This window comes from Paraburkholderia sp. XV, from assembly GCF_020177535.1.
GTDB classification, from domain to species: Bacteria; Pseudomonadota; Gammaproteobacteria; order Burkholderiales; family Burkholderiaceae; genus Paraburkholderia; species Paraburkholderia caribensis.
In genome coordinates this window covers 22,001-33,233 of the sequence record NZ_JAGUUD010000050.1, presented here as the reverse complement: position 1 = coordinate 33,233, position 11,233 = coordinate 22,001, and the positions used below count along the sequence as shown (strand labels likewise).

14 protein-coding genes and 1 pseudogene are annotated in these 11,233 nt (G+C 62.8%); 6 read left to right on the top strand and 9 right to left on the bottom strand.

What is annotated here, in order from left to right:
• Nucleotides 1-49: 49 nt before the first annotated feature.
• Nucleotides 50-877 carry an SDR family oxidoreductase gene (locus KFO72_RS22520; RefSeq protein WP_225033070.1) on the top strand — a complete coding sequence of 276 codons (828 nt, stop codon included), beginning with the start codon at nt 50-52 and terminating at the stop codon, nt 875-877.
• 50 nt (nt 878-927) lie between these two features.
• Here the strand turns inward: KFO72_RS22520 and KFO72_RS22515 are convergent, their stop codons facing one another.
• A complete protein-coding gene (locus KFO72_RS22515) occupies nt 928-1,845 on the bottom strand; it encodes a LysR family transcriptional regulator (protein WP_054933551.1) in 918 nt (305 codons plus the stop codon).
• 576 nt (nt 1,846-2,421) lie between these two features.
• A complete protein-coding gene (locus KFO72_RS22510) occupies nt 2,422-2,925 on the bottom strand; it encodes a hypothetical protein (RefSeq protein ID WP_176054599.1) in 504 nt (167 codons plus the stop codon).
• Between KFO72_RS22510 and KFO72_RS22505 the strand changes: the two genes are divergently transcribed.
• Nucleotides 2,918-3,436, top strand: a complete 519-nt coding sequence (locus tag KFO72_RS22505; protein ID WP_054933529.1) for a phasin family protein — start codon at nt 2,918-2,920, stop codon at nt 3,434-3,436. The two genes, KFO72_RS22510 and KFO72_RS22505, sit on opposite strands and share 8 nt — an antisense overlap.
• A gap of 113 nt (nt 3,437-3,549) precedes the next feature.
• Here KFO72_RS22505 and KFO72_RS22500 read toward each other — a convergent pair whose 3' ends face one another.
• Both KFO72_RS22500 and KFO72_RS22495 read right to left on the bottom strand, forming a co-directional pair.
• Nucleotides 3,550-3,738: a hypothetical protein gene (locus tag KFO72_RS22500; protein ID WP_225033069.1), complete on the bottom strand. Its 189-nt coding sequence runs from the start codon at nt 3,736-3,738 to the stop codon at nt 3,550-3,552.
• Nucleotides 3,739-3,779: 41 nt separating this feature from the next.
• Complete coding sequence (locus KFO72_RS22495; RefSeq protein WP_225033068.1) at nt 3,780-4,001, bottom strand: hypothetical protein; 222 nt, start codon at nt 3,999-4,001, stop codon at nt 3,780-3,782.
• A 189-nt stretch (nt 4,002-4,190) separates the two neighbouring features.
• Between KFO72_RS22495 and KFO72_RS22490 the strand changes: the two genes are divergently transcribed.
• Nucleotides 4,191-5,258, top strand: a complete 1,068-nt coding sequence (locus KFO72_RS22490) for a hypothetical protein (RefSeq protein WP_225033067.1) — start codon at nt 4,191-4,193, stop codon at nt 5,256-5,258.
• A gap of 72 nt (nt 5,259-5,330) precedes the next feature.
• On the opposite strand, the gene KFO72_RS22485 is transcribed toward KFO72_RS22490, so the two are convergent.
• The 3 genes and pseudogenes from KFO72_RS22485 to KFO72_RS22475 all read right to left on the bottom strand — a co-directional run.
• The gene (locus KFO72_RS22485) at nt 5,331-5,669 is read right to left on the bottom strand and encodes a DUF4148 domain-containing protein (RefSeq protein WP_063787016.1); all 339 of its coding nucleotides are present in this window, start codon (nt 5,667-5,669) and stop codon (nt 5,331-5,333) included.
• Nucleotides 5,670-5,763: 94 nt separating this feature from the next.
• Entirely contained in the window at nt 5,764-6,102 is a 339-nt protein-coding gene (locus KFO72_RS22480; RefSeq protein WP_225033082.1) for a hypothetical protein, read from the bottom strand.
• Nucleotides 6,103-6,188: 86 nt separating this feature from the next.
• A pseudogene (locus KFO72_RS22475) lies at nt 6,189-6,326 on the bottom strand (TetR/AcrR family transcriptional regulator); the annotation flags it as partial.
• A gap of 170 nt (nt 6,327-6,496) precedes the next feature.
• Between KFO72_RS22475 and KFO72_RS22470 the strand changes: the two are divergent.
• Together KFO72_RS22470 and KFO72_RS22465 are read left to right on the top strand one after the other, a co-directional pair.
• Nucleotides 6,497-6,880, top strand: coding sequence for a VOC family protein (locus KFO72_RS22470; RefSeq protein ID WP_060605113.1), 384 nt, complete (start codon nt 6,497-6,499; stop codon nt 6,878-6,880).
• 102 nt (nt 6,881-6,982) lie between these two features.
• Nucleotides 6,983-7,738 carry an acetoacetate decarboxylase gene (locus KFO72_RS22465; protein WP_054933523.1) on the top strand — a complete coding sequence of 252 codons (756 nt, stop codon included), beginning with the start codon at nt 6,983-6,985 and terminating at the stop codon, nt 7,736-7,738.
• Between the two features lie 28 nt (nt 7,739-7,766).
• Here the strand turns inward: KFO72_RS22465 and KFO72_RS22460 are convergent, their stop codons facing one another.
• On the bottom strand, nt 7,767-8,654 hold the full coding sequence (locus KFO72_RS22460) for a ketopantoate reductase family protein (protein ID WP_225033066.1): 888 nt from the start codon (nt 8,652-8,654) through the stop codon (nt 7,767-7,769).
• A gap of 93 nt (nt 8,655-8,747) precedes the next feature.
• Nucleotides 8,748-9,638: an alpha/beta fold hydrolase gene (locus KFO72_RS22455; RefSeq protein WP_225033065.1), complete on the bottom strand. Its 891-nt coding sequence runs from the start codon at nt 9,636-9,638 to the stop codon at nt 8,748-8,750.
• Between the two features lie 243 nt (nt 9,639-9,881).
• Here KFO72_RS22455 and KFO72_RS22450 point away from each other — a divergent pair, with 243 nt between their 5' ends.
• Complete coding sequence (locus tag KFO72_RS22450) at nt 9,882-11,216, top strand: MFS transporter (RefSeq protein ID WP_176054596.1); 1,335 nt, start codon at nt 9,882-9,884, stop codon at nt 11,214-11,216.
• Nucleotides 11,217-11,233 lie beyond the last annotated feature (17 nt).

The following is an 11,233-nucleotide window of genomic DNA, read 5'->3' as shown; positions in this document are numbered from 1 at the left end:
GCCGAGATATCCACTATCCATCGCAGTACATCGTTGAAGGAGAGAGTGCATGGCGCAATTCGATTCGAAGGTCGCGATCGTCACGGGCGGATCGCAAGGCCTAGGCGCGGCGATTGCCGCTTTGTTCGTCGAACGCGGCGCGCGCGGCGTCGTCATTTGCGGACGCGCGAAAGAAAAAGGCGAAGCCAAAGCGCGCGAGTTGAACCGCATGGGCGAGACCCATGGTGCAAAGGTCGTGTTCGTGCAGGCGGATCTGGCGAATGTCGATGACTGCCGCAAAGTCGTCGCCGCCGCCGATCAGCACTTCGGCCGCGTCGATGTGCTCGTCAACGCAGCGGCGCTCACCGATCGCGGCACGATACTCGATACCGATCCCGTGCTGTTCGATCGGATGTTCGCGACCAATGTGCGCGCGCCGTTCTTTCTGATGCAGGAGACGATACGCGTAATGCTGCGCGAGCGGATCGAAGGCGCGATCGTCAACATCGGCTCGATGTCGGCGATGGCCGGGCAGCCCTTCATCTCCGCGTATTGCGCATCGAAAGCCGCGCTCGCGACGCTCACGCAAAACACCGCGTATGCGCTGTTGCGCAATCGCATCCGCGTGAACGGGTTGAATCTGGGCTGGATGGCGTCGGACGGCGAAGACCGCATTCAACGCGAGTTTCATGGCGCCGCCGACGACTGGTTAGCACGGGCCGCCGCCGCACAACCATTCGGCCGTCTGATCGACCCGGCCGAAGCGGCGCGCGCCGTCGCATTTCTGGCCAGCAGCGAATCGGGCTTGATGACGGGCTCGATCGTCAACTTCGATCAGTCGATCTGGGGCGCGTATGAAGATGCGCCGCATCCCGCCGAGCCCATGAAGAACGTTTGAAACGGACCGCCCGCTGTGCTCACGGTGAACGCAGCAGGCAAACGTCCAGGTCAGTCCTGCTTGCTGCGCAGATCGGGATTCTGGTGCGCGATTTCCGATACCCAATCGACAAATGCGCGCAGCCGCGAACTGAGATTGCGGCGATGCGGGTAGACCACGGATAGCGGCGTCGACGGGCTCTCGTAGTCGGTGAGAATTTCCGTCAACGCGCCCTGCCGGATCAGCTCGGACACCATGAAGCGCGACGGCTGGATGATGCCGTGGCCCAATGCGCCCGCGTTGATATAGACGGAGCCGTCGTTCACGGCGAGCACGCTCTTCATCTGGACTTTCACGACCTCGCCGCCCACGCTGTACTCGAACGGAAAGGTTCTGCCCGAGCGCGCCGATACGTAGTTCACAGCCTGATGCTCGCTGAGTTCCTCGAGCGTCTTCGGCGTGCCGTGCCGTTCCAGATAAGCAGGCGACGCACACGTGACGATGCGCGCGCTGCCGATGCGCTTGGCAACCAGGCTCGATTCTTCGAGCATGCCCATGCGGATCACGCAATCCACGCCGTCCTGGATCAGATCGATATTGCGATCCGCGAGACCGAGGCGCACGTCGATTTCCGGAAAGCGTTGATAGAAGTCGTCGAGCGAAGGCAGCAACAGCGCGCGCGCAAGCGTGCCCGACGTATCGACGCGTATCGTGCCCGCCGGACTTTCCCGCTTGTTCGACAGCGACGATTCGGCATCCGCGACTTCGGCGAGGATGCGCACGCACCGCTCATAAAACAGTGCGCCATCTTCCGTCACGCTCACCTGCCGCGTCGAACGATTCAACAGGCGCACCCCGACATGCTCTTCGAGCGCCTGAATTGTTCTGCTCACTTTTGCGCGCGGCAAATCGAGCATTTCCGATACCTTCGAAAAGCTGTTCGCGTCCACCACGCGAGTGAAGATCTCCATTGCCTCAAAGCGATCCATTTCCTGTGCCCTGTCATTGTTTGGCGGCAACACCTGCTGCTGCGGCAGACATTGCCCAATCGAACGGAACGGCGTCAGCACGTTCCGACTGCCGGCTGCGTCTCGCGCGCAGCCTGACGGGTAGAAAAATAGCACGGAGAAAATCGGCACGTGCGAGTAAGGGCGCGAACGGCGGGGCTTTTAGGGGACGCTACGCGGTGTTTCGCGGCTCGCTCCAGTAAAAAACCGGACGCCGGAACGCGGCTCGACAAACGCTGGTGATTAACCAGTTCGATCAATCAGCAAGGCGCCACGTATGATTAATATTATTTATTTCAAACGACCCGAGCGTCATTCATCTTTAAAGCCAGTTTTTATCTATGATTCGCATTCGCGAATTGGACGCGTGGAAAACGTTTTAAAGCATGATCGTGCGTATGGATGCGCCCCAAACATCCCGCGCCCGTTGTCCCAAAAGGGTTAGCGGGCAACGGCCAACGTCACGCGGGAAGGTCAGCAGTATTTCCCTGGTCACCTGAATTACACACGCAATACTTGCCGCATATCCGCCGGAACGGTGTACTTTGCCACGTACGGTTAATTCCGATTGAAATTTAAAAAGCAGAGCATTACGATGAGAACCCCGTCGATGCCATAAGCATTGCTCGGACCAAAAAACCTCCAAAACATATTTGCTGGCTGCAAAGGCATTTGCAGATCATTAATGTCAGCAAGCGCAGGCGCTGCGCCTTTCAGGAGATACCCGTGCTGAGCCCACACGAATTTTCGACGCTCATGCTGATCAAGAACGCGACCTCCCAGTCCGATTTCGATCAGGCCGATCTGCTCGCGCTGGCCGACCGCGAGTTCATCACCATTGACCTGCCCGAAGCCAGCGTGACGCCTCGTCTCACGGACCGTGGACACGCGTTGCTCGCGCGCCTGGGTGGCGCGCCCCTGTGAGGCTGCCGGGTCACACTCGGAGAAGCGCCAGGCAACCAGCGGCAACTCCCCTTTGACCAGCGGGCGTCGATCTACGATCACATCGGCGCCAGCCGGATTTTTTGTGCATACAACCTTGCGAGGCCATTCGATGCTCACGACCATCGACGAATTGACTGCTGCACAGAAAGCCGGAGTTCAGACGTTCTTCAACATGACGAACGAGGCGGTCAGCGGCTTTGAGAAACTCGTTCAACTGAACTTGCGCTTCTTGCGCGACAACACGCAGCGCGCGATGAATGCACTCGCCAATGGCGAGGCGCCGGCCATGGCTGCCCTCAGCCGCGGCGACGTGTCGGCGATCGAACGTGCGGCGCTCTATAACCGCCAGGTGTTCGAGATTTTCGCTGGCACGCAGGCCGCGATCGTCCGGCATGCGACGGCGCAATACGAAAAACAGATCAGTACGGTGCAAGCCGAACTCGGCGACGCTGCGCAGCGGGCGCCGGCAGGCGCCGAGGTCGCGGTGACGGCGATGAATTCGGCCATCACGGCAGCAAACACATTCTATGAAAGTGTCTGGAAAACGGTTCAGCAGGCGGTCCATACGGCCGAGAGCAATGTGAACGTGATGACACGCAGCGCGACGAGTGGCTCGCACGCCGCCTGAACGGGCGACGCGCGACATGCAGTTGTAGGAAACCGGACGCGATCCCCGCGTCAGGCGCATTTTCAGCCCGCTTTCGAGCGGGCTTTTTTTGTCGCGTGCAGCGCAGGTCTACCTTATTTGAAGCTCGCTTCGTCGTCGCCGGGCGCGGGGCGGCCGTTGCCGTCTTCATCCGGTGATGGCTCGGGCGCGAGCGGGTCCATGTCGGGCGGAATGCCGGGCGCCGGGCGCGGCTGGTCGCCCGGTTCGTCCAGCGGCTGATTGGCGGGATCCGCGAACGGATCAATAGTCGGGTCGGTTTGCATGGCTTGCTCCCTGCTTGGTCCCTTGCTGCTGGTAGGTGGCGCTAGTTGCGTTGCGCGCCCTTCGGCGGGGCGCCCTTCGACTCGCGCGGTACGACGGGCGGCTCGAAATCCGCGTCGGTCGGCGCACCGTGTGCGGCCTTGTCCTTTCGTGTGCTTCCGGCACCTCCCTTCTCATTTGCGTCCCTGTTGCGCGCAGGCATCGGCGCTTCCGGTCCACCCGGTTCGTCCATCGTGTTCGGCTGCTCTGTGGTCGTCGTTTGCATATCGCGCTCCCTGTGATGCGCTGTTCGCCGCGTCATCGCTCTCTGAACAGCAACTAAGCAGCAACGCGTATTCCCATGCAACGCCGTGGCGTGACTTCGAACACGAGGCATGCCACGTGCTCATCGCCACGGACGTCTTTACCTGGGCGCCTCATCCGGCCACGCCACCCTGCATATTTTTCTACTCCGATGAAAAGACTTCATGGCCTCGTCACCTGTTGCGCGCTCACCTTGTTCGCGGGATGCACCAGCATCGGCCCCACGCGTCTGAAAGCGGATCAGGTCGACTATGCGCGTGCGCTCGGCGACGCAAAAAAGCGGGAGATACTCGCGGCCGTCGTCGGGTTGCGTTATGCCGACGCGCCCTCGTTTCTGACCGTCAGCCAGATCATCGCGGCCTACAACGTCGACGCATCCGCTGCATCGACGCTCAACGCAGGCTCGGGCAGCGTGCCGAACTATGCGTCAGCCACGGGGACGTTGTCGTATTCGAACCATCCAACGTTCACCTTCACGCCGACCACGGGCGAAGCGTATGCGCAGGCGTATATCCGTCCACTCGCGCCGTCGCTGGTGCTGCCGCTCGCGGAGGGCGGCATCCCGATCGATCTGCTGTTGCGCATTTCCGCTCAGTCGATAGGCGGATTGCAGAATGGCACTGCCTTAGGCGGCGAAGACAGCGCGGGCTCGCCGCAGTTCTTCCAGCTGATACAGGCGCTGCGGCGGCTGCAGCTGGCGGGCGAACTGAATGTGGAATCGCGCAACGTGAACAATGAGCAGCATGTCTATCTCGTGCTCGGCACGGCCACGACGACGGGCGAGGCCAATGCCGCGCCCGACCTGATGCTGGTGCGCAAGCTTCTGCATCTGAAGGGCAATGCCGGTAACTTTGAGATCGTGTATGGACAGTCGTCGCGCGGCGGCGATCAGATTGCGATCCTGACGCGCTCGGTGCTCGGCATTCTCACCGACCTCGGCGCTCAGGTTCGGGTGCCTCACGACACGATCGACGACGGCTCGACCAAGCCGACCGTCGCCCTCGTCGGCGGCGAAACACGGCCCACGGTCGTTGTGCAAAACGGCGACAAGCCGCCCGCCGATGCTTACGTCGCAGTCCGCTACGGTGCGACAACCTATTGGGTCGAGCGCAACGACTTCGACTCGAAGTACGCCTTCACGGTCGTGCAGAATCTGATGGCGCTTGCTGAAGCCGACACGGCCAGCAAGGCGCCCGTCGTGACGATACCTGCCAACTGACATGCGTTGTAAGACAGGCGGGTTGCATAATCATGCGACCCGCCTGACCTCACGTCTTCACACAACCCTGGACTACTGACCGAAGTACACACCCTTCGTGCCGTCGCTGGAACGCGAGCCCATTGGCTGTGATGTGCGGCCGGATGCCGCCGTACCGTTCACCACGCCGCCGTAGCTTTCGCCCTGCCCTTGTTGCTCTGACAAACGGCGCTCGGCGGCTTGCGCGTTAGCGGGATAGTGCGTGCGGTCGCCGTCGCCCGGACGATACCCTTGGCTCTCGACGTTCATCAGGTCCTGCCTCACTTCACCGCGCGTTGCGGGCTGGTTCGGCTGGACAGTCGTTTGTGCAAAAGCCGTAGCGGAAACACCCATGACGGCGGCAAGAATGGCAGCGTGCTTAAGCAGTTTCATGACTTCCTCCATGAAGTAGGTAGTACACCTTCAATGGTGCAAGCGCTGTACCCGCCAACTCTGTGTGAAGTAACCCTCATGCAAGCCGTGTCGATTATTTCTCGAACCGTTTTCGCGTACCCGTCATTGATGCGGCTTTTGGTGCGGTTTGGTTGCGTGCACCACAAATCAGCGCCATACCTTCCGCAGCCGTCGCCCGCAACGAGGCGCGTGAATCGCCCGCGCGCAAACGCAATGCAAGACTATGCAAGATCGCCGATGCGACGCGTGCGAGCACGGCAGCATCCGCGTCGGCGGAAAGCTCGCCGTCTGTCTGGCGCGCCGGATGCGCTTTTCGAATGCTCGATCGAATGATTTCACGCCTTGCGCCAATCTGGTGCGCACGATTCCGTCGACTTTCGATTCGACCACGGCCGTGCCGATCAGAAAACATCCGCGCGGCTCGCCGCCAGCGGGCAGATAAAGCGCATGCTTGTCGCCGAACGCGGCATACAGGCTGGGGCGATTCATACCCGTCGCATCGCTCAGCGTATCGAGCGACGTGCCCGAATAGCCGCCTAGCCAGAATGCATCGGTGGCGTTGCTGAGCGCATCGTCCGCATCGTACGCACGCGGCCGTCCGCATGCACGCTTCTCACTTTTTGTACTGTCTCGCATACAAATATTGGCACCCCTGATTTTTGTCCACCATGGTACAAAAACCCGCTGTCGATGCGTATTACCATCGCCACATGCAGTGCCCGCATGTGGCCAAAGCATTGGCCGAAGAAACGGCGTTGTATCGTGAAGAACAGGCGCTTCAATAACAGACCACGCGAGGTTTAACGATGCAGGTCAAACGGATCGTCTCGAATGTCCACGCGCAGGACGCGGCGCGCGCGCAGCGCTTCTATCACGAGATTCTCGGCCTCGACCTGCTGATGGATCACGGCTGGATCCGCACCTACGGCTCGAATCAGCCGATGACAGTGCAGATCAGCTTCGCGCAGCAAGGCGGCTCGGACACGCCCGTGCCCGACCTGTCGATCGAAGTCGACGACGTGGACGCCGCCTGTAAAGCGATGCAGACAGCCGGCTTTGCGATCGAATACGGCCCCGTCGACGAACCGTGGGGCGTGCGGCGCTTTTATGTGCGCGACCCGTTCGGCAAGCTCGTCAACATTCTCGCGCACCGCGAGGACGCGGGCGCTTACACGGCCCCACCAGATTGACGGGCGTTAACGGAAAATTGCCATCGAATGGACACACCGCTGCGCACGCAATCGCTTTACTATTGACGCGCGCAGTGTGCGCTGCCTACCGGGAGAACATCCATGGACCTGGAGTCGATCCGCAAGAACGCGTTTGCAATGCCCGTACACAATCCCGCCTTTCCGCGTCCGCCGTTTCGTTTTGTGAATCGCGAGTACTTCATTATTTCGTACGAGTCCGATCCTGATGCGATCGCTGCCGCCGTGCCCGCGCCGCTCAAGCCGGAGAACACGCTGGTGCATTACGAATTTATTCGCATGCCCGATTCGTCCGGATTCGGAGACTACACCGAAAGCGGCCAGGTCATTTCGGTGCGCGACGCGGACGGCCGGCTCGGCAACTACACGCATTCCATGTATCTGGACGACGAAGGCCCGATTGCGGCAGGCCGCGAAATCTGGGGCTTTCCGAAGAAACTCGCGCGTCCGCATATCAGCGTGGACGGCAACGACACGCTGCTCGGCACGCTCGATTACGGCACGCAACGCATCGCGACAGGCACCATGGGTTACAAGCACTGGACACTCGACATGGAAACCGAGCGCGCGAAACTCGCCGACACGCCGAACTATCTGTTGAAGGTGATCCCGCATGTCGACGGGACGGCGCGCGTGTGCGAGCTGGTGCGTTTCTTTCTGCGCGACGTGACGGTGCTCGGCGCGTGGGCGGGACCGGCCGCGCTCGAATTGCGGCCCCATGCGCTCGCGCCCGTCGCGGATCTGCCCGTGCGGCGCGTGGTCGGCGCGCGCCAGGTCGTCGCCAATCTCACGCTCGATATCGGCGAAGTCGCGTTCGACTATCTGGCGAACGCCGGATAGCGAATAGCAAGGCGGCGCGCACCGTTCGCTATTTGCCTTCGATCAGCTTGACGAGCGTATGCAGCAGGCGGTTCGACGGCGTGGCAACGCCGAGCGCGTCGCCACGCCGCACGATCAGTCCGTTCAGGTGATCGATCTCGCTGCGCTTGCCGCGCGACAAATCCTGCGCCGTCGATGAATACTGCCCAGGCATTGTCTCGGCAATCATCCGTACGGCCTTGTCGATGTCGCCGGGAATCGTGACGCCATCGGCCTTCGCGACAGCGAGACACTCGCCGACGATGTCGCGCATCACGGTTGCCACGCCCTCGCCTTTCACGAGCCGGCCATAAGGCAGCTGCGTGATCGCCGACAACGCGTTGTAAGCGCAGTTGAGGATCAGCTTTGCCCACAGAGCGCCGCGCACGTTGTCGGAGATTTCGGTGGGCACGCCTGCCGCGATCAGCGCCTGCGCAACCTCGGCGCTCGCGCTGGACGGCTCGATCACCAGTTCGCCGCGTCCATGATGCCGCACGTGCCCCGGCCCGGCCATTTCCGTCGCGACATAGACGACGGCGGCCGCCACTGGCTGCGCAATCACCTTGCGCACTTCGTCGGCGTTTTCGACGCCGTTCTGCAGCGACAGCACGAGCGTATCGGCGGCGAGAAACGGCTTGATTTCCAGCGCCGCGCTGTGCGTGTCCGTCGATTTCACGCAGAACAGCACGAGCTTCGCGCCCTGCACCGCACTTGCCTGGGTGCTTGCGGCGAGGGGAATGCGCTCGTCGAACGATTGCGCCTGCAGACGCAGGCCGCTCGTTTCGATCGCCTCGACGTGTTGCGGGCGTCCGATCAATACCACTTCATGTCCCGCGCGCGCCAGCATGCCGCCGTAGTAGCAGCCCACCGCGCCCGCGCCCATCACGGCGACTTTCATATCAACGCTCTTGTGTACGGAATCGAAGCTTCAAAACTTACCACACGCTGCGTGCCGGAGGGCCGAACACGGTCATGACGACATGCGCTTTCATCAAGCGCGCGGTCGCACGGCGAGCAATGCGTCGGCGAATGCGGCGGGCGCCTCCTGCGGCAGATTGTGGCATGCGCCGTCGATCACGCGGTACTCGTACGGGCCCGTGAAATGCGCCGCATGATGCGCGGTCCCGCCGATTCCCATCACGCCGTCGGTGCTGCCGTCGAGCGCGATCGTCGGCACGGAGATGGGCGGCTGCGCGGCGAGCAGCCGTTCCATCGCGTCGTAGCGCGGATCGCCCGCCACCAATGCAAAGCGATGCCGGTACGAATGAATCACGACGTCGACGAAATCCGGATGATCGAACGATGCTGCCGTGCGCGCGTAGCACGCGTCGTCGAAACGCCAGGTGGGCGACCAGAGCGTCCATAGCAGACGGCACAGCGCGCGGCGGTTTTCAGTGAGGCCAGCACGGCCGCGCTCGCCGTGAAAATAGTATTGATACCAGTGACGCAGTTCGTTTTCCGGCAGCGCAGGCCTGCCTGACGCCGCGATGTCCTGGATGTTGTAGCCGTTGACCGTCACGAGCCCCTGCACGCGCTCTGGATAAAGCGCCGCGACGATACACGCGGCGCGCCCGCCCCAGTCGTAGCCGCCGAGCAACGCGCGTTCGATCTGCAATGCGTCGAGCAGCGCGAGCAGATCGGCGCCGAGCGCGGCCTGCTGGCCGGAGCGCGGCGTGGTCGAGGCAAGGAAGCGCGTCGGCCCGTAGCCGCGCAGGTACGGCACGATCACGCGCGCGCCTTGCGCGGCAAGCAGTGGCGCGACTTCATCGTAGGCGTGAACGTCGTACGGAAAACCGTGCAGCAGCACGACGGGCCAGCCTTCGGGCTGACCGGATTCCTCATAGGCGATGTCCAGCAGTTCGGTGCTCACGTGCTTCGGCATGATCGGCGGCTCCTTTTCAGGCGACCTACAGACGACGTTCGGGGCTCAGCGAGCGTTCATGGTAGCGCCGTCGCACGAATCGCGCTGCGCGCTTGCCGCGCGCAAAAGAAGGTCGCTTTACAGCAAACCAATGTCGTATTCTTGCCATGCCAGCCGTCCAGCCGCCCGCTACATTCGATCAGACGAAGCCCCGCAAACCGTCGCCATCCGGGTGCCGCGCGAGACGAACCACACCGAGCAAGAATGAAACAGGCACACGATCCGGCGACCCAGCCGTGCGGCGCATTCCCTCTGCACAACACGCCACCCGTCGCCGATTTCGTCGACAGCGGCCCCGCCCTCGGTACGCCTGTCACGCCCGTGCCCGCGCCGCCTTCCGTCGGCAGCCTGCGCGCCACTGCCATCCTGCTGCTCGGCTACGCGATCCTCATCACGGGCAACGGCCTGCTCGGCACGCTGATCTCGCTGCGGCTCATCCAGCAGCAGGCGCCGTCGATCGTCGTCGGCGTCGTGCAGTCCGCGTATTACGTCGGCTTCATGCTGGGCGCCGTGTATGGCGGCTCATTGATCGGGCGCGTCGGCCATCACCGCGCGTTCGTCACCTTCGCGGCGGCGTCCGCCTGTTGCGCGCTCGGCTACGCGGTGTGGGACGCGGACGCGGTCTGGGTGGCGCTGCGCTTCATCACGGGCTTTTGTCTCGTCGGCATTTTCACCGTGGTCGAAAGCTGGTTGCATCAGGTCGCGAGCAACGCGCAGCGCGGGCGCGTGTTCTCCGCCTATCTGATCACGAACTATCTCGGCGTCGGCATTGGCCAGTTTCTGATTGGCCTCGCCGACCCGGCGGGCTTCGAACTGTTCAGCGCGGTCGCCGCGCTGTTCACCGCGTCGCTGATTCCCGTTGCGCTGGCGGGCACGGCACCCGGCCCGATCGCCGCGCACGACACTCATGCGGGTGCTTCCTGCGGCGCGCGGCTCGCGCGCGGCCTGTCGGGCTTGCAGACCATCTACCGATGGGCGCCGCTCGGCGTCGTCGCATGCCTCGCGGCGGGCCTGCTCAACAGCGCGTTCTACACGATGCAGCCGGTGTTCATGCGGCGCGTCGGCTATTCGGTGCCGGACGTGTCGCATTTCATGGGCTTCGCGCTGCTCGCCGCGCTCGTGCCGCAGTGGCCCGTCGCGCGGCTCGCCGATCTGTTCGACCGGCGCAAGGTGCTGCTGTGCCTCGCGGCGCTCGCCGGGTCGCTGAGCGTCGTGCTGTCTATGCTGCGCGACGGCGTGCTGATCGAAGCATTCGGTTATCTGTATGTCGCCGTGGCGTTCTCGATGTATGGCGTCGTCACGTCATATGTGAACGACTGCGTTCCCGCCGACGAGCGGATCGCCGTCAGCGCGGGCCTGCTGCTGATCTTCTCGCTCGGCGCGAGCGGCGGGCCAACGCTCGCGTCGGCGATGATGGCGATCGCCGGGCCCGCCGGTCTTTATCTCTTCACGGCTCTCGTGATGGGGCTGCTCGCGCTGCTGACGCTGCGCGACCTGCGCACGAAGACGCCGGCGCGGCGCGTCGCCGACGCGCATTAGGCTTTCCTTCCTGCCGT